Below are 18,210 nucleotides of genomic sequence, written 5' to 3'. Positions count from 1 at the left end.
GCTAGGGGCGCGCTCCTACCGCGGGGCCAGCACTTTGCTGCCCCGGCAAACCCGAGTGCGGTCGTGGCGGAATTGGTAGACGCGCAACGTTGAGGTCGTTGTGGGCGAAAGCCCGTGGAAGTTCGAGTCTTCTCGACCGCACCAAACAGTCTCTCCCGAAATCGAGATTTTGCCTTCGGGCCCGCGGCGGCGCGAAAGGTGGCGCAGGTCTGCGGGATTTTGGGGCTGTGATCAGCCGTGCTGTGCCCCAGCATGAAGAAAGCGCCGGATATCCCGGCTGTTCTCTGCCCTATCTCTATCAGGAGAATGTGGGCCGCAGATGCCGCGGCGCTGCGTTGCGCCGCGTGCTCCAACATCCATTCCTGCGCCTGCTAACAATCGGAGAGCTGCAGGTCTCCTACGGCCATCGCTTCCGCGATCAGGCTGACGCGTTTGCGATTTGTCTGTCCAGCGACCGGGCGCTTGTCGCTCCATAGCTTCGCGTCCGGGCGTCTCTTGCCTGGTGGACTCGATCTCAGGTTCGGCATCAACCCGCGAGCAGGCCTCGCTGTCGCGACAGATTTTTCTGATTTTCCTATTGATCCTGGCAACGGTGTGTATGACGGCACCACGAGCTACCTTATCCAAAATATTAGAGCATATTCATACCGACTAAATGCGACCATATACTTACATTCATTTCTCACTTTGGAAAAATTGCACTTCATTAGCGCACAATGTGTCCAAAATCCGCACAAACACCTTTATTATCAATCCGTTCTGACACCAACCAAGCGGGTCGAAATCGCCCACTTCAAGTTCCCGAGAAGCCGGCCAACGTTTGCCAGATGATGCATTTTTCTAGATTTGCAGGTTCTTTCAGTATGTTGATTTTTCGCGTTAACGCTCCATTTACGATCAGCCGATACAAGAATTCAGACGCGTGTGCGTTCCTATTTCATTTATCCGAGTTGGATAGATACTTAAGCGATAAAGGGTACTCTTGATTATGTCTCGGAGATCGATCGGATTGGCATTGTGTCGGCCCGTCGTTCGCAACGGCGCGGGCAACGCCCTCGTAATGGCCGAAGCGCGCGAAAAGTGGATTGGTGGGTTCGACCAGCGATTTGCTCGCCCCCGTCATGCGATGATCCAATGGGATGATTAGTCGTGGCGCAGAAGAAACCTGTCACCGTGTGGATATTCGATCTTCTGTTTTGGTGCGCCTTCTTACTAGAAGCCGCCGCGATTATCGAATACATCCGAAATCCTGGCCCTGAAATGGCCTCGATTCGAGTCGCGATTTCCTCGTCATTCTGTTTCTTGTCGAGCCTGATACTTTGGTATCTCGCCTCAGTGCAGCGACTTTTTATTGCAGTCGTGCTTATTGGGGCTTCGATAATCGTAAAGATGTCGCTCTACATCCAGCTCCCGTCGCTCTATTGGGAAAGCTTCACTTGGCTGTCGCTACATATTTTTCCGCTGCTCCTGCTCGGGCTGTCAATCGGATGCATGGCGACCCCAAGCGCCGCCTATTGGCGGAGACAAGAGCATGAATTGACCCTAAAAATGTTTGAATAGACTTAAATACTATTCTCATTGTGGCGGGAATGTAATCGATCAAGCCATAACGTGCCCCAAAGCAGACTAATTGGCCTGATTAGCAAGGTATTCCGCGGTAATCCATGCGATCGAGTATCGCAGGTTTGAATTCCTCAACAGACCAGCCATCGTTCGCGCGGCTTATCGCTGACGCTATAATACAGCGTAATTTCAGAGTCTTGATCGGACCCGTTAACCATTTATTTACGATCAGCCGGTAGAAAATCCGAACACCGTTGTCTGACTATTTTATTCAGCAGCTTCGGATGAATACTTAATCTACAAGGGGCGCGTTTGAATATGGTTCGGAGATCGCTCGGATTGTCATTCATTCGGTCCGTCGTTGGCAACGACGCGGGCAACACCCTCGTGATGACCGCAGCCGCCATCGTTCCCATCATGGCGCTGATAGGCGGCGGCATAGATCTCAGCCGCATGTATCTCGTGCAGTCGCGGCTTCAGTCGGCTTGCGATGCTGGCGCTTTGGCGTCGCGGCGCTCAATGAGCGGCCTGAATTGGACAAGGGAAACGCGGCAGGTCGCTGACAATTACTTTCGCGCAAACTTTCCCGAAGGAAAATACGCCACGGGCGACCTGACGGCGACGTTTGCGGCCAGAACCGGCGGCGCGGTGGAAGGCACGGCTGCGGCTGATGTTCCGATGACCCTGATGACCTTCTTCGGCATTGAGACACAGGAAGTCACCGTCACCTGCTCGGCGAATTTAAACCTGCCCAATACTGATGTCATGATGGTCCTGGATACGACCCTGTCGATGAATGACGCCAATCCGGGTGACAGCATCAGACGCATTGATGCACTTACGAATGCCGTCACATCATTCTTTGATACGCTGGAGGCCGCAAAGCCCGAAGGGGCGCGTATCCGCTACGGCTTCGTGCCGTATTCCCAGACCGTAAACGTGGGCACGTTGCTCAGGAGGGATTGGGTTCAGGATTTTGGGACCTATGACTCGCGGGAGCCCGATGGCATTCACACCTGGACAACCTCCGGAAGCGCGCCCCCCAGCACCACAAGTCAGACAACGGCCACTTATCTGAGCGGCACCAGCACGGCGCGTCCTCGCTATCGGGCGCCGTCGGAAAATTGCCCGACCAGCATTCCGCGGGAGAACTGGAGCGAGACGTTTACGGCATGGAGCAGTTGGGACCCTTCGTCCACGTCGCTCCCGCGATCGCGCACGCGCATCCGAACGCTCAATGGCACGCAATTTACCGTCCAGCGCGATGCCAGCGGGAATTGCTGGGTTACACCCCGTGATTGGGTCAATTATCGCGAACGACAGACTGAAACGGTCCGCCAGAACACACGTCCCGGTACCGCTCCGTCCACGAACATGGCACGTCACTGGATTTATCGACCGGTGCAGTATGATCTTCGGCCTCTGAAGGGCTCCGGTCCCGGCGATGCCCTTGTCTCTGGCGGAAGTTTCACCGCACCTGTGAACGATGACCAGACGAACCGGACCATCAGATGGCCGGATGGCGATCGTGCCTGCATCGAGGAGCGGGCGACGCGGCGAACGAATGAAACATTCCTGACGCCGCGCTACGATATGGAAATCGACCTCCTGCCGGACAGTTCGGATCCCGACACGCAATGGAAGCCTTACCTGCCGGCGCTGGTTTACGCACGCAACGTGTCATTGGGAAATCGGGAAAGAGAGACCCGCGTCTCAAACAATCCGCTTACCGATGGGCAGTGGGTGTTTAGCCAATTGGCTCCGACCTACACCCGGCGGATCAAGCTGCAATCGACCTACAACTACTTCAATCCTTTTGGTGGCAACCTTGCCAATTATGAGGGCGCTTGTCCCTCGCCCGCACGCAAGCTTGGTGAAATGTCCAGGGGGCAACTCCAGTCGTACATGGCCTCACTGCGGCCCCAGGGATATACCTATCACGAGATCGGCATGCTCTGGGGCCTTCGCCTGATCTCGCGTGAGGGGCTGTTCAGTTCGGAACACCGTCAGGCCGATGCTGGCGGCGCCGTGCAGAGACACATGATTTTGATGGTGGATGGGCAGAAGGACACAAGGCCGTTCACCTATTCAGCGTGGGGCATTGCTGCTGTCGCACGACGTCGCACACCGACAAGCTCCTTTCCTTCGAGAACGGAGGAAGACTCCATATCGGAACAGCGCCTCAGTGAGCTTTGCTCCGTCGCTAAGAACAATAAGAACATCACGCTCTGGGTGATCGCTTTCGGGACCGAGCTCGATCAACTTCTGATCAATTGTGCTTCACCAGGCAAAGCCTTCGAAGCACGAAACGCGGCCGAATTGACCGAGACCTTTACCGAAATTGCAACTCAGATGGCCGAGCTCAGGTTGACGGATTGATGCTTATTCGCCCCCCCTGAACAATCGAACCCTTGGGCGCGACACGTCGGGTGCGACAATAGTCGAATTTGCCGTTGTTGCTCCGATATTTATCGGCATCATAATGTTCATTTTTGACTTGGGCTTTATGGCCTACGCACGCTCTATATTGAGCGGAGAGATCAATGCAGTGGGGCGCGCCTCAGCGCTTGAGACTGCGACGGATCAGAGAAGAGCCGACATGGATGCTCGTGTCGCTGAAAAGGTCAGGTTGATCGTGCCGGATGGCACAGTCACCTTCGACCGAGAGTCGTTCAATACTTACGGCCGAGCCCAAACGCGCGTCGAACCTTTCGTGGATGGCAATGATAACGATACCTGCGACGCTGGGCAAAGCTACCTCGATTTGAATGGCAACAGCCGGTTCGACCTGAACGGGGCCAGAGCCGGAGGAGGAGGCGCGCGTGATGTTGTCATCTACACGGCGACCTTGCGGTACACCCGATTCTTCCCGCTCGCTGCGCTCTTCGGCATGGATAATGATGTCGAGCTCCAAGCCCGCACGATATTGAAGAACCAACCGTTCGATCAGCAGTCGCAGCCGACTTCGGGCGTGTGTGCGTGATGGTCTCTGCGAAAAGAACACGAGGCACTGGGCCAAGCAGGAGGAATATCCTTCGGGATGTCCGGGGCGTAGCGCTAACGGAGTTTGCCTTCGCGCTCCCGATCTTGCTGGTTATGGCGGCGTTCGGATTGGAGTTGGCGAACTACGTCCTGGCTATAAAAAGGGTCGGAGATCTCGCGGTTTTGGTCACCGATAATGCGTCGCGAATGGGAACCCGAAGCGCAGGCCTAAGCGTCCAGCAGATCTCCGAGGCCGAAATCAACGATGTGTTCGTCGGAGCGCAGCTGCAAGACAATCTTCCGGATTTTGAACGGAATGGACGGATCATACTGTCCAGTCTCCAACGCAATGCCGATGGAGGCCAATGGATTGCGTGGCAACGATGCTATGGCGCAGGCACCTTCAGCTCCGCTTATGGTGTCGAAGGTCAGGGAGAAAGGGGCACATCCTTCGAAGGCATGGGTCCGCCGAACCAGCGCGTGCAGTCCCCTGCCGGCACCTCAGTCATGGTGACCGAAATCTACTACACCTACGAGCCCATCTTCCCCGTAACGGGCGTGGAAACCTCGCCGATTACCGAATTTGCGGCATTCAATACCAGAGCCAGTCGGGATCTTTCCGCGCCGCGAAATGCGGAGCGCGTTGAACCTTCCTTGTGTGACTAGTTCCAAGCCTTCGACACGTGAGGCGGCTGCATCCCTGGCTTGGCCAATAACTAACCTTCGTCAGATACCCAGACCCTTATCGACGGTTTATTAAGGGCTTTCGGGCATGGGTGCGGGGGTGAAGGATCAGCACCGTCTCACTGCCATCCGCGACCGCGGCGCTCAGGCGATTCCTGAGCGCGATGTCTTTTCACACATCACGCATCTCGCCAGCACGATGTTCAATTGCCCGATTGCGCTGCTCTCGGTGGTCGAGCAGGAACAGCACTGCGTGCTGGGGCGCACCGGCGCAGACGTGCTGGAAGCCCCGGTCGAAGACCCGTTCTGCACCGTCTGCGTGCTGAACCAGGATCCACTGCTGATCGCGGACGCACGAGCCGACGATAGGCTGCGTGACAGCCAACTTGTCACCGGCGGCCCTCGGATTCGCTCCTATCTCGGCGTGCCGATCCGTTCGGACGAGGATGTGCTGCTGGGCGCGCTGTGTGTGATCTCGCCCGAAGCCAACGCCTTCCGGCCCGAGCAGATCACGCAGCTGGCAATGCTGGCCGAGCTTGCCGAACAAAGCCTCGCGCTCAATGCCCGTACCCGCGCCTTGAGCCTTGCCAATGCTGCGCTCCAGCAGTCGACCCAAGTGTTTCGCCAGGCCGAACGCGCGGTCAATGTCGGCAGCTGGCGGGTCGATATCGCCACCCGGCGGCTGCACTGGTCCGATCAGGTGTTCGATATCGCCGGACTCGAGCCAGGCCGATCCGTCAGCGTCCCCGATGTGGTCCAGCTCTATCAGCCCGAAGACCGCCCGATGGTCAGCAAGGCGATCAACGACACCATCGAGGACGGCAAACCGTTCAGCTTTGAGACCACCATCCGCCGCCGCGATGGCGAACGGCGCCGGATCCGCGTGGTCGGCGAACGGATGGATGTCGACGGGCAGCCCGAATGTGTGGCCGGGATCATCCTTGATTGCACCGAAGAACACCTGCGCAATGTTGCCCTGAACCGTGCGGCCGAACGTGACCGGCTGACCGGGCTCTATAACCGCGCCAGCTTCGATCGCAGGCTGGCCAAGGCGATGCAGGCGGCCGAGGCCGAGCCGGTCACGATCGCCCTGCTTGATCTCGACGGGTTCAAGGACGTCAATGACACGCTGGGCCATCTGGTCGGAGACCGGGTGCTGGAAACCATCGCCGAACAGCTCACGATGCGGATTGCGCCGGGCATGTTTCTGGCGCGCTGGGGTGGTGACGAATTCGCCATGCTGTTCCCGCCCGCGATGACGCTTGGCGAAGTGACCCGCTACCTTGAGGACCTGCTGGCCGAATTCGAGGAGATGCCGCCGCTCGGCAGCACCATGCTCAAGATCGGCGCGACCTGCGGCATAGCGCAGATGAGCACCTCGGCGAGCAGCGAAGAAATCATGCGCCGGGCAGACCTTGCGCTGTATCGCGGCAAGGAGGCCGGGCGCGGCGCAGTGGTGTGCTGGGACCATCACATCGAAGCGCGCCAGTCCGAACGCCAGACCGCCATCGCGCAGCTGCGCGGGGCGCTCAACAGCGGGCGGGCGATGGCGGCCTATCAACCGATTGTCGATCTGGAGAGCGGCGAAGTCGTCTCGGTCGAAGCGCTGCTGCGGCTGCGCGACGAGGATGGACGCCTGCTGGCTGCGAGCGACGTGTTTGCCGCCCTGCTCGATCCCGAATTGTCGCGCCGGGTCAGCCGGGTGATGCTCGATTCGGTCGTGGCCGATGGCACCGCAATCCTCGCTCTGTTCGGGCCTGACACGCGGATCGGGCTCAACCTGTCGGAAGCCGATTTGCGGCGCGGCGACTTCGTGCAGCATCTGATCGACGTGATCGACGATAGCCCGCTCAGCCCCCAGAACATCACCATCGAAGTGACCGAGACCATGCTGATCGACGCGGGCGGGCAGCTGCGCGCGTCGCTGGCGATGCTGGACGAATGCGGCTTCACCATCTGCCTCGATGATTTCGGCACCGGGTTCTCGTCACTCACCCACCTGCGCGCCTTCCCGATCCACAAGGTCAAGATCGACCGCGATTTCATCGCCGGGATTGGCGAGGATCACCAGTCGCGGCTGATCATTCAGGCGATTGTGCAGATGGGCTACAGCCTGGGCCTGCGCGTCGTGGTGGAGGGGGTCGAGACCGAGGAACAGGAAATCTTCCTGCGCGCCATCGGCTGCCGCCATGTGCAGGGCTATCGCTATGGCCGACCGGCGCTGCTGGCGGATTTGCAGGCGCGCTTTGCCGATACGGACGGGGCCGGAACGGCGCAGCGCCGCCGGGCGTGATTACCGCGTGAGCGGCGTGGTCTGGGCCACGTCTCCGGACTTGAAGATGAAGGTCTGCACGCTGGTGCCGCCGCCGATATTGACCCGGTTTTCCTGCCGCGCCCAGACATCGGTCAGGATCTGCGAATTGACCCGGATCATGGCCTCACCTTCAGGTGCGGGCGTCTCCTGATAGACCCACAGGCTGCCCCCCGTGATCTCGCTGCCGACGTAATCGGGGGTAATGATTGCGTCATTGACCACCAGCAGGAAGCGCCGGGTGACATATCGCGCAAAGGCCTCGCGGCTGTCCTCGCTGCCGATGATATCGGGCGTGTGGATGTTGGGATTGCCCGTCCGCTGCACCACCAGCGCATGCTCGGCATCGTGCACCGGCACCTGATGCGCGATCTCGATCATGCCGGTGCGTGGGTTGAGACTGACCGTGCTGATCGTGAACTTCTGCTGATGCGCGCCGGCGGTGCCAGCCCCGATCGGGGCCAGCACCAAGGCTAGCAGCATCAGCAGGCGGCGGATCATTTCTTCTTCTTGTCCGGCTCAGCCCCGGCGGCTTCACCCATCAGATCGCGGCTGACGCGCGACTTCGACGCTTCGTCCTTGAAGGCCTCGATCCGGCTCGGAATGATGCGGCGCGGATAGTGGTTGTTTTCGAGATCGGCGTCGCCGGTTTCCCAATCGGGATCGACCACCACCTGCACCAGCTCCTTGCCTTTGGGGTACACCAGCAGCTTGGCGACTTCGCGCGAATTGCGGCGCCAGATTTCCGCCGGGATGTTGAGCTTCTCGGTGGAGCCGTCCTTGAAGGTCAGGCCGAGGATGATCGGCATCACCAGACCGCCCTTGTTGGTGAAGTTGAGGACGTAGTAATTCGCGTCCTCCTTCACCGCACGGTCAAACGCGGCACGTTCCCACGGGAGCAGGGCTTCGAGGAAATCGGTGTAGCCCTTGCGGTCCTTCGGCGTGACGGTGAATTCGTCATTCTTGTCGTAGAAGTCGGTCACACCGGGGTTTTCGAGCACCCAGATCGGCAGGCCTTGCTGTTCATTGAGGCCGATGCCGACCACCTCCGGCTCCTCGGCACGTTCCGCCCGGCGACGCGGCAGGTCGATGTCCGGGTTCTTGCTGTCCATCTTCAGCCGGTAGATCGAATCCAGCGTGATATCGACGTGATCGGTGGTGTAGAACCAGCCGCGCCAGAACCAGTCGAGATCGGTGCCGCTGGCTTCCTCGATGGTGCGGAAGAAGTCAGCCGGGGTCGGACGCTTGAACTTCCAGCGGCGGGCATATTCCTTCAGCGCGAAGTCGAAGCGTTCACGCCCGATGATCGTGTCGCGCAGCAGGTGATAGGCCGCCGACGGCTTGCCATAGGCATTGGCGCCGAGGTCCGTGACCGAGTCCGACTGCGTCATGATCGGCTGCTGGTTGTTCGACACCATGTAGCTGACCATGTCGCGCGGCAGGCTGCGGGTCCACGGCATCTTCGGGTCCCACTCGTAACCCGCAACCGAATCGAGGAAGGAGTTCAGCCCTTCGTCCATCCAGGTCCACTGGCGCTCGTCCGAATTGACCGTCATCGGGAAGTAGATGTGCCCGATCTCGTGGATCACCACGCCGACCAGGAACATCTTCTCGGCCAGCGAATAGGTGCGCGTCCCATCCTTGTTGAGGGTGGTGCGCGGGCCGTTGAAGGTGATCATCGGATATTCCATCCCGCCGACCGGCCCATTGACCGACTGCGCGGTGGGATAGGGGTAATCGAAGCTGAAGCGCGAATAGACCTTCAGCGTGTGCACCACGGCGGCGGTGGAATACTTCTTCCAGAGATCGCCGCCTTCTTTGGGCCAGAAGCTCATGGCGAGGACGGTTTCGTTCTCCGCGCCCGGCTGCTTCACCCCTTGCGCGTCCCACATGAACTTGCGGCTGGAAGCCCACGCGAAATCGCGCACATTGGCGGCGGCGAATGTCCAGGTCTTGGTGCCCTTGGGGTTGCCCGCTTCGGCAGCAGCGGCCTCCTGCGGGGTGACGATGAAGACGGGGGCATCCGCATTCTTGGCGGTTTCGAGCCGCTGGCGCTGGGCGGCGGTGAGCACCGCGTCGGGGTTCTGGATCGTGCCGGTTGCGGCGACGATGTGGTCCGACGGCACGGTCAGATCGACCTCGTAATCGCCGAATTCGAGCGTGAATTCGCCGCGCCCGAGGAACTCCTTGTTATGCCAGCCTTCGTAGTCCGAATAGACCACCATGCGCGGGAACCACTGGGCGAGCAGGAAGATGTCGTTCCCACCCTTGCGCGGATCATCGGGGAAGTGCTCGTAGCCCGAACGTGCGTTGACGGCGTCTTCCTCGACGATGTTGAACGCCCATTCGATCGCGAATTCGGTGGTCTCACCCGAAGCCAGCGGCGCGGGCAGATCGATCCGCATCAGCGTGCCGACGATGGTATGCGGCAGGTCCGCACCCGCAAGCGATCTCACGGCGCTGATGTCATAGCCATACTGGTTGTCGGCCATCGCCTGCTGACGGCGCAGTTCCTCGAAGGACAGCTTGGTCGGCTCGCTGCCGGAACCCAGTGTCACCTTCGGCCCGCGCCGACCGGGGCCGCCGAAGGCATCGGTCAGCTCGGCCATCGAATCGGTTTTGAAGATGTTCTGATCGAGCTGCATCCACAGCCACGGCAGGCTGTCGGGCGAATTGTTGGTGTAACGCACCGTGGCGCGCGCGGTGATGCGGCGCTTGGTCTCGTCGAGGGTGGCCGTGATCTTGTAATCGACCTTCTGCTGCCAGTATTCATGCCCCGGCGCACCGCTGGCGTTGCGGTAGGTGTTGGCGTCGGGCAGCACCTCGTCCAGCTGGCGGAACTTGTCCTCGAAATTGCCCTTGGTCTGTTGAACCCCTTGCGCGTGAGCAGGGACGGCGAACAGCAGGGCGGCGACAAACAGCACGAAACGCAAGGGCGCTCTCCGGGAAAATGGCAGGGGCGTTTGAGAGCGCAAAAGCGGCGGGCGCGCAAGACGGTATCCTGCCCCATGCGGCAATTTTGTTTCAGGCATGGCATCCGGAACACTTGTCCCTTATCGCTTGCCGCCATGACCCAGCCACCATGGCACGCCCTGCACGAAGCCGCCTGCGCGCGCGGTGAGGCGACCTATCGCGATCCCGACACCGGCTACACCGTGTTCACCCGCGTCGCCCATCTGGCGCGCGGGAAGTGTTGCGGATCGGCGTGTCGGCATTGCCCTTACGATCACGAGGCCGTACCGACGCGCCGCTGACCAACCGGAGAATCCGCCCCATGAAGACCCGCGCCGCCGTTGCCTTTGAAGCGAAAAAGCCGCTCGAAATCGTCGAACTCGACCTTGAGGGGCCGAAGGCGGGCGAAGTGCTGGTCGAAATCATGGCGACCGGCATCTGCCACACCGACGCCTACACGCTCGACGGATTCGACAGCGAGGGCATCTTCCCCTCCGTGCTTGGCCACGAAGGCGCAGGGATCGTCCGCGAAGTCGGACCCGGCGTCTTCAGCGTGAAGCCGGGCGATCACGTGATCCCGCTCTACACGCCGGAATGCCGCCAGTGTAAGTCATGCCTCAGCGGCAAGACCAACCTGTGCACCGCGATCCGCGCGACCCAGGGCAAGGGGCTGATGCCCGATGGCACAACCCGCTTCAGCTACAAGGGTCAGCCGATCTACCACTACATGGGTTGCTCGACCTTCTCGAACTTCACCGTCCTGCCCGAAATCGCCGTGGCCAAAATCCGCGAGGACGCGCCGTTCCAGAGCGCCTGCTACATCGGCTGCGGCGTCACCACCGGGGTCGGCGCGGTGACCAACACCGCCAAGGTGCAGGTCGGCGACAATGTCGTGGTGTTCGGTCTCGGCGGCATCGGCCTCAACGTCATCCAGGGCGCACGGCTGGCGGGCGCGAACCTCATCATCGGGGTCGACATCAACCCGGCGCGCGAGGACTGGGGCCGCCAGTTCGGCATGACCCACTTCCTCAACTCGAAGGGCATGAGCCGCGAGGAGGTGGTCGCCAGGATCGTCGAGATGACCGATGGCGGCGCGGATTACACCTTCGATGCCACCGGCAACACCGAAGTGATGCGCACCGCATTGGAAGCCTGCCACCGGGGCTGGGGCACCTCGATCATCATTGGCGTTGCGGAAGCGGGCAAGGAAATCGCCACCCGTCCGTTCCAGCTCGTGACGGGCCGCAACTGGCGCGGCACAGCCTTCGGCGGGGCCAAGGGCCGCACCGACGTGCCCAAGATCGTCGACATGTACATGACCGGCAAGATCCAGATCGACCCGATGATCACCCACGTCATGGGCCTCGAAGAGATCAACACCGCCTTCGACCTGATGCACGAAGGCAAGTCGATCCGCAGCGTGGTGGTGTTCTAGGGCGCCATTTCGCCAAACCGCCCGCCGAAGAACAGCAGCGGGCGTCCACTGCCCGTGTCAGCCTGCGCGATCCCGGTCACCGCGCCGAGGATCAGCGTATGGTCGCCCGCTGGATGCACCGCGAACCGGCGGCAGGCGATGTGGGCGAGCGCGCCACGGATCACCGGCAGCCCGCTCGGCCCCGGCTCAAAATCCGCCGGATCAAGCGCGCTGTCCCCGCGCGCAGCATAGCGCCGGGCGAGCGTCTGCTGGCTATCGGCCAGAATGCTGAACGCAAACGCCTCCGCGCCCGCATAGGCATCATAGAGGCTCGCCGAATTCTGCAAGCTCCAGCTCACCAGCATCGGATCGAGTGAGATCGACACCAGCGAATTGATCGTCATCGCCGACACGCCGCCGCCGGGCGGCACCAGCGAGATAACCGCCACACCGGTCGCAAATTGCCCCATCAGCTGGCGGAACGCGCGGGTTTCGGCAGAGATATCCGGAGCAGAAGCAGGCACGAAGGTCTCCGGCGATCAAGGAACAGGCGCGCATCCGGGGTCATCGGCATACCGCCCCACTGTGTCAATCAATACCGCCGCCCACGGTTCCAGCGGCATCAGGCAAAAGCGCCCGATTGTCAGGCCTGTGGTTAACCGCGTGGTTACGCCCCTCCGCTATGGCAAGGTTTGCGCTTCGCCCACACGGGCCATGCAGGTGAGGAATGTACGAGAGCAGCATTGCATCGAGCCGCCTGACGGTCGCAGCGGTGGAGGGATTCCCGCCTGAAATCAACACGCTTGCATCCTGCAATCTTGCCGGACACGGTTTCCTGCGCGCGGCCTGGTATGCGGCCCGCGCGCCCAATCGTGGGCGGACGCTGCTGTTGCGGCGCGGCGGTGACGGCACAGTGCTCGCCGCGATCCCGACCATCACTTTCGGCCCCATGATTGGCCGCGCACGCAAGGTGCCGGGATCCTACTGGCCGCTGCGCAGTCCGCTGTTCGCGCCCGATTGCGACGTGTTCGAACTCGCCCATGCGCTCGACCACACCGCCGCGCGCTGTCTTGGCCCGGTGTGGCGGGTTGGCCCGGCGCGGTGCGACGATCCGGCGACGACGCTGCTGATTGCCGCCGCCCAGCTCGCCAACTGGACCGTGCTGTCGCGCCCCGCCGGGACAAGCTGGGTGATCGACCTCGACGCTGCCCGCCAGCGGGGCTGGCCCAGCGCCTCGACCGCCCGCAAATTGCGCGCCGCGTGGCGCAAGCTCGACGAGCACGGCACCCCGCGCTGGCGCTATGTGCGCGGGACGGGCTGGGACACCGGCGCGCTGGAGGACATGGGCCGGATCGAAGCCGCAAGCTGGATCGGCCGCACCACCGACGGCAGCGGCGCCAAGTTCATGACCCCCGCCCAGCGCGCCTTGTGGAGCCATGTGCTGACCGATCCCGTCCTCGCCGCGAATCTCTCGGCCACGATCCTGATGATGGGTGATCGCCCGGTCGCCTTCAGCTTCGATCTCGACGATGGCGCGGTGCAATATGGCATTGCCGGCAGCTATGTCGAAGACCTGAAGCACCTCGGCATCGGCAAGCTCACCAATTACCGCGCGATGGAGGACGCCATTGCCGATGGGCAAAGCGTGATGGACATGGGCGTGGGCGACACCGGCTACAAGAAAGACATGGGCGCGGTCGAAGGCTACGCGATGGCCGATCTGCTGTTCGTGCGCAGCCGTTCCGCCGCGCGGATGCTGGCGCAAGCCTGGGGCGACGAACTGGCGCCCACCCCCGCCACCGCCGCGATCATGCCGTGCAGGACCATTGATGGCTGAGGCTGACCCCATCTCCAAACCCTCGCTCGCCGCGCAGGTGCGCACGGCGGTGATCTGGCGCTCGGGCAGTCAGGTGCTGACCCAGATCGTGTCCTGGGCCTCGACCCTGATCGTGATCCGCCTGCTCGCGCCGCAGGATTATGGCCTGTTCGCGATGGCGCAGGTGATGCTGACGCTGCTCAGCACCATGAATGGCTGGGGTCTGGCGAGTGCCCTGATCCGCGAGGAGGAGGTGACGGACGAGCGCCTGCGCCAGACGCTGGGGATGCTGATCCTGCTCAATGGCGGGCTGGCGCTGACTCAGTTCCTGGCCGCGCCGTTGGTGGCCCTGTGGTTCGAACAGCCGATGGTGACAGACCTGCTGCGGGTGCAATCGCTGCTCTATCTCGCGGTGCCATTCTGCGCGCTGCCGCACGCGATGCTGAGCCGCAAGATGGACTTCCGCCGCCCGGCACAGGTGCGGCTGGCGGCGGCGATGGCGGGTGCGGTGACCGCTTTGACCGGGGCCCTGAGCGGCTGGGGCGTGTGGACGCTTGTGGCCGCGCCGATGATCATGCTGCTGACCGAAGCGGTCGGCATGACTTGGGCCGCGCACGCGCCGATCCGCCCAATCTTCCGCTTTACCGGCGCGGGCCATATCGCGGGCTTTGGCGGGGTGATGACCGCAACGCAGCTGTTCTGGTTCGTGCAGAGCCAGGCCGATGTGATGATCGCCGGGCGTGTGCTCGATGCGCACAGTCTGGGCGTTTACACCACCGGCCTGTTCCTCGCCCAATTGCTCGCGGCCAAGTTCGTCCCGCCGATCAACGAAGTCGCCTACGCCGCCTATGCGCGCCAGCAGGGTGAGGGGCAGAGCGACTGGGGTTCCTCCGCGCTGCTCGCCACAATCCGGTTGGTGATGATGGTCGGCCTGCCCGCCTATGCCGGGATCGCGGTGGTCGCCCCGGTGCTGGTGCCGGTGTTGCTGGGGGAAAAGTGGATCCAGATCGTCCCGCTGCTGCCGATCCTGGCGGGCGCAATGGCGATGCTGACGCTGCAAATCCTGTTCGCGCCCGCGACCAATGCGCGCGGCTTTCCGGGGATCGCGCTCAAGGTGACGATGCTGGGCGCGGTGGTGATGCCGCTGGCATTCCTGACCGGTTCGAACTGGGGCCTCGTCGGCTTTGCCTGGGGCTGGGTCGGCGGGATGGCAGTGCTGACCGGGGCGACGATCCTGCTGTCGCGCCCCGTGCTGGGCTTCAGCTATGCCGGGCTGGCGAGCGCGATTGCACCCCCGGCCGCTGCGGCGCTGGTGATGGCGGCGGGCGTGGGGCTGATGCTGCGGGCCTTGCCAGAGGTGCCGGACATCGCCGCGCTGGCGAGCGCCGTGCTGCTCGGCGTGGGTCTGTACCTCGGCGCGCTCCACCTGATCGCGCCGGACCGGCTGGCCGAAGCGCTGCATTTCCTGCGCAATCGCGGTGAGGCGGAACCGGCTCCGGCCGAATGACCCCTAGCAAAGCTGTGCGATTGACTTGGAGCCGGTGATACGGTTGGGCAGGCGGATGAGCACCACCCGCCCCGCCCCCGTCACCCGCTTCTACCCCACTGGCGGCATCGAACTTGCCGTGCACGAATGGGCCTCTGACGGAGACGGCAAGCCGCTCGTCTTCGCCCATGCGACCGGGTTCCATGGGCGGGTGTTCGACGCGATTGTCGAGGCTTTCCCTGATCATCCCGCCTACGCCATCGACCTGCGCGGCCACGGGCAATCGCGCGCCGGGCCGATTGACGATTGGCGCGTCGTTGCCAGCGATGTTGCCGATTTCTTCGCCCAGGCGGGCATCACCGACGCCGTCGGCATCGGCCATTCGATGGGCGCGCACACCCTACTGCAAGTCGCCGCTGATGCGCCCGAACGGTTCAGCCGGCTCGTGCTGTTCGATCCGGTGATCCTTGCGCCCGAGTTCTACGGGGACGGCCAGCCGCTCTATACCGCCGACAACCCCCACCCCGCGATCCGCCGCAAGCGCGATTTCGCCAGCGCCGACGCGATGATCGAGCGCTTCCAGACCCGCGATCCCTACAACCTGTTCGACCCCCGCGTTTTCGCCGATTACTGCCGCTACGGCCTGACCCAAGCCGCCTCGGGCGAGGGTCTGGAACTGGCCTGCGCCCCCGAAGTCGAAGCCAGCGTCTATGCCTCAAGCCGCAGCAACGGCGCGATCGTGGAGACCGCCCGGACAGTCGATATTCCGGTGCTGGTGGTGCGGGCGCAGATGACCAATCTCAACGATTTCAAGAGCTCGCCGACCTGGCCCGAATTGGCGAATGTCCTGCCGCAGGGGACTGACCTTTACCGGCCCGACATGACCCACTTCCACCCGTTTCAGGACCCGGCAGACGCGGCGCGGATCATCGCGGAATGGATCGACTGAGCGCCAATGTTCGTCAAATGTTTCACGTGAAACACTGCGAAACCCTACGCCGCAGCCTCTAGTAAATCGCTGATATCCTGACGAATTCTGGCGATCCGCCGCGCGTCCGGCTGTTGGATTTGCACCCCGGTCTGGCTCGCCAGTCCGCCATAGAACGCTGTGAGGCTTGCCCCCAACGGATGGCCCGGCGCCACCGACCCGGCGAGCCACAACAGGATCGTCTGCGCCCGGCTCAGCGGGTCTCGATAACCCCGCGAAGACCCCGCTACTGCCTCGCTATGACCGGGCAACTGCTGCTCTATGGCGCGCAATGCCTGCCCCAGCGCGGCGTAAGCCTCTTCCAGACATATGCGCGTGAGATCGGCGCTGCCCGAAGCCTCGATCCGGGCTTCCAGCGCCACCCGGCGATAGGCAGCGGCAGGGTTCTGGCTGAACATCTGCATTATAGGCCCCCGTTACCGATTGCTGTTCGACCAGATATCGACCTGCTGGCGCAGGAACGCCAAAGTCGATTGCGACGCTGCGACACGGCGCTCCGACGCGGTGAATTCGCGGGTCAGGCGTTCGCGTAGGTTGTCCTGCTGCTCGGTGATTTTCGCCAGTCGCGCGTCACTGGCGGCTTTCTGCGCCTCGAACCGCTTGAGCGATCCGCCCAGCGATCCGGGATCGGTGACCAGGTTGTTGTCCCGCGCGAGGCGGTCCATTGTCGCGAATATGCCGGAGACCCCGGTGGTGAACATCGCCGCGACGGCATCGGGGCTGGTCTCAAGCGAGCGATTCAGGCGCGCCTTGTCCAATCGGAAGCTGCCATCACGGTTCAGCGCCAGCCCGAGATCGCCGAGCGTGCGCGGCTCGCCTTCGGCAGCGCCGGGCATGACGATCTGGCCCGCCAATCCGGCGAGAGCGCGGCGCAATTCGCGCGCACCGGGATCATTGCCGAGCTCCCCGCCAATCGGCGCGGCGACATCGGCGAGCTGGCTGACGATATCGTTCAGCGCGGCGACGAAATCCGTCATCACGCTGGCAATCGCCTCGGTGTTGCTGGCGAAGCTGAGCTTGGTCGGCGCGCCGGCATTGGTCGCGGTGAGGTTGAGGACGAACCCGCCCGGCAGGTCGGTGACGCGGTTGGTCGGGCTGGTGCGCTCCACCGTGTCGAGCCGGGACACCGCATTGCGCGCGGCGGTCTGCAACTCGCCCGCATTGGTCGCCGGTTGCCAGCCGCTATAGCTGAGATCGCCCGGAGCCGCCGCGCCGCCCGCCCCCGCGGCTTCGAGCACGAAGCCATTGGCCGCGCCTTCGTCCCCTTTCATCACCAGCTGCGCGCCGCTTGCGCCCTCGGCGACATAGGCCTGCACCGCCCCGCCGCTGGCCTGATTGATCTTGGTCGCCAGCGTTGCGAGCGTATCGGTCGCGGTGACGGTAATGGTGGCAGCGGCGCGCGCGACATCGGGGGTGAAGCTGGCGCCGTTGACCGTGCCGAACCGCAGGGTGAGCGTGCCCTGACCCACCAGCGCATCGCGATTGGCGTAGGGACGGCCCACCAGCGTCTGGCTTTGGGCAAGCTGGGTCACCTCCAGCGCGAAATTGCCGCGCGGGTTGAGGCCAGCGGGCACGGTCACCTTGGCGACGGCGGGGTTGGCAAGTTCGGGCTTGGGCGCAAGATCGCCGTTGCGGATGCGGTCGCCCAGCGCGCTCACCAGTCCGGAAATCGCGCCGCGCAGCTTACCGGCGGCAGAAATCTGCGCCTCCAGCGCGGTCTTGCGTGCGGTGATGGCATTGCGCTGCGCGGCAAAGCTGGCGGCGGAGATATCCTGCGCCAGCTTGATGAAATCGACGCCGCTGCCAGCGCCAAGCGCGGAGATGATGGATGAGCCGGAGGTCGTGGTCATGATCGTGAGGACGGGCGGCGGCGCGCGAGTTTAAGGATGTTTGCAATCCTCCCCGGAACGGGGAGGGGGGCCATGCGCAGCATGGTGGAGGGGCAAGCGGCGCTGCCCCGCAAGATCACCTTACGGATCGCGGTAGCCCGCCCCTCCACCACCTTCGGTGGTCC

Annotated in this window: 15 protein-coding genes and 1 tRNA gene; 11 read left to right on the top strand and 5 right to left on the bottom strand. The window is 62.7% G+C overall.

Annotated features, from left to right (window positions below; all coding sequences use genetic code 11):
* The first annotated feature begins 57 nt into the window (after nucleotides 1-57).
* The 6 genes from GVM20_RS15090 to GVM20_RS15065 all read left to right on the top strand — a co-directional run bounded on the left by GVM20_RS15090 (nucleotide 58) and on the right by GVM20_RS15065 (nucleotide 7,522).
* Nucleotides 58-144, top strand: a tRNA-Leu gene (locus GVM20_RS15090).
* 1,005 nt (nucleotides 145-1,149) lie between these two features.
* Nucleotides 1,150-1,560 carry a hypothetical protein gene (locus GVM20_RS15085; RefSeq protein ID WP_166548015.1) on the top strand — a complete coding sequence of 137 codons (411 nt, stop codon included), beginning with the start codon at nucleotides 1,150-1,152 and terminating at the stop codon, nucleotides 1,558-1,560.
* A 321-nt stretch (nucleotides 1,561-1,881) separates the two neighbouring features.
* A complete protein-coding gene (locus GVM20_RS15080) occupies nucleotides 1,882-3,942 on the top strand; it encodes a TadE/TadG family type IV pilus assembly protein (RefSeq protein WP_166548041.1) in 2,061 nt (686 codons plus the stop codon).
* A complete protein-coding gene (locus GVM20_RS15075) occupies nucleotides 3,938-4,546 on the top strand; it encodes a TadE/TadG family type IV pilus assembly protein (protein ID WP_166548040.1) in 609 nt (202 codons plus the stop codon). Before GVM20_RS15080 ends, GVM20_RS15075 begins: the two co-directional genes overlap by 5 nt.
* Nucleotides 4,547-4,659: 113 nt before the next feature.
* Nucleotides 4,660-5,211: a hypothetical protein gene (locus GVM20_RS15070; protein WP_234032047.1), complete on the top strand. Its 552-nt coding sequence runs from the start codon at nucleotides 4,660-4,662 to the stop codon at nucleotides 5,209-5,211.
* A gap of 106 nt (nucleotides 5,212-5,317) precedes the next feature.
* Nucleotides 5,318-7,522: a putative bifunctional diguanylate cyclase/phosphodiesterase gene (locus tag GVM20_RS15065; protein ID WP_166548014.1), complete on the top strand. Its 2,205-nt coding sequence runs from the start codon at nucleotides 5,318-5,320 to the stop codon at nucleotides 7,520-7,522.
* On the opposite strand, the gene GVM20_RS15060 is transcribed toward GVM20_RS15065, so the two are convergent.
* Both GVM20_RS15060 and GVM20_RS15055 read right to left on the bottom strand, forming a co-directional pair.
* The gene (locus GVM20_RS15060) at nucleotides 7,523-8,041 is read right to left on the bottom strand and encodes a DUF6702 family protein (RefSeq protein ID WP_166548013.1); all 519 of its coding nucleotides are present in this window, start codon (nucleotides 8,039-8,041) and stop codon (nucleotides 7,523-7,525) included.
* The gene (locus GVM20_RS15055; protein WP_353653174.1) at nucleotides 8,038-10,464 is read right to left on the bottom strand and encodes a M1 family metallopeptidase; all 2,427 of its coding nucleotides are present in this window, start codon (nucleotides 10,462-10,464) and stop codon (nucleotides 8,038-8,040) included. Before GVM20_RS15055 ends, GVM20_RS15060 begins: the two co-directional genes overlap by 4 nt.
* A 144-nt stretch (nucleotides 10,465-10,608) precedes the next feature.
* Between GVM20_RS15055 and GVM20_RS15050 the strand changes: the two genes are divergently transcribed.
* Both GVM20_RS15050 and GVM20_RS15045 read left to right on the top strand, forming a co-directional pair.
* Complete coding sequence (locus GVM20_RS15050) at nucleotides 10,609-10,794, top strand: C1orf53 family protein (protein WP_234032046.1); 186 nt, start codon at nucleotides 10,609-10,611, stop codon at nucleotides 10,792-10,794.
* A 20-nt stretch (nucleotides 10,795-10,814) separates the two neighbouring features.
* On the top strand, nucleotides 10,815-11,927 hold the full coding sequence (locus tag GVM20_RS15045) for an S-(hydroxymethyl)glutathione dehydrogenase/class III alcohol dehydrogenase (protein WP_166548010.1): 1,113 nt from the start codon (nucleotides 10,815-10,817) through the stop codon (nucleotides 11,925-11,927).
* On the opposite strand, the gene GVM20_RS15040 is transcribed toward GVM20_RS15045, so the two are convergent.
* A complete protein-coding gene (locus GVM20_RS15040; protein WP_166548009.1) occupies nucleotides 11,924-12,430 on the bottom strand; it encodes a flavin reductase family protein in 507 nt (168 codons plus the stop codon). The genes GVM20_RS15045 and GVM20_RS15040 overlap by 4 nt on opposite strands.
* Before the next feature lie 203 nt (nucleotides 12,431-12,633).
* On the opposite strand from GVM20_RS15040, the gene GVM20_RS15035 reads away from it, so the two are divergent.
* The 3 genes from GVM20_RS15035 to GVM20_RS15025 are packed head-to-tail and all read left to right on the top strand — an operon-like array spanning nucleotide 12,634 to nucleotide 16,157.
* Entirely contained in the window at nucleotides 12,634-13,743 is a 1,110-nt protein-coding gene (locus tag GVM20_RS15035) for a GNAT family N-acetyltransferase (protein ID WP_166548008.1), read from the top strand.
* Nucleotides 13,736-15,229 (top strand): lipopolysaccharide biosynthesis protein, encoded by a 1,494-nt coding sequence (locus tag GVM20_RS15030; RefSeq protein WP_166548007.1) that lies wholly within the window; start codon nucleotides 13,736-13,738, stop codon nucleotides 15,227-15,229. The genes GVM20_RS15035 and GVM20_RS15030 overlap by 8 nt, the downstream gene beginning before the upstream one ends.
* A 55-nt stretch (nucleotides 15,230-15,284) precedes the next feature.
* Nucleotides 15,285-16,157 carry an alpha/beta fold hydrolase gene (locus GVM20_RS15025; RefSeq protein WP_166548006.1) on the top strand — a complete coding sequence of 291 codons (873 nt, stop codon included), beginning with the start codon at nucleotides 15,285-15,287 and terminating at the stop codon, nucleotides 16,155-16,157.
* A gap of 44 nt (nucleotides 16,158-16,201) precedes the next feature.
* On the opposite strand, the gene fliS is transcribed toward GVM20_RS15025, so the two are convergent.
* Nucleotides 16,202-16,600 (bottom strand): flagellar export chaperone FliS, encoded by a 399-nt coding sequence (fliS, locus tag GVM20_RS15020; RefSeq protein ID WP_166548005.1) that lies wholly within the window; start codon nucleotides 16,598-16,600, stop codon nucleotides 16,202-16,204.
* Nucleotides 16,601-16,612: 12 nt separating this feature from the next.
* Entirely contained in the window at nucleotides 16,613-18,046 is a 1,434-nt protein-coding gene (gene fliD, locus GVM20_RS15015; protein WP_166548004.1) for a flagellar filament capping protein FliD, read from the bottom strand.
* Nucleotides 18,047-18,210 lie beyond the last annotated feature (164 nt).

It is taken from the genome of Porphyrobacter sp. SLTP, from assembly GCF_009905735.1.
Classification (GTDB): domain Bacteria; phylum Pseudomonadota; class Alphaproteobacteria; order Sphingomonadales; family Sphingomonadaceae; genus Erythrobacter.
The sequence above is the reverse complement of the archived record's forward strand: the minus strand, read 5'-3'. Positions and strand labels throughout refer to the sequence as shown.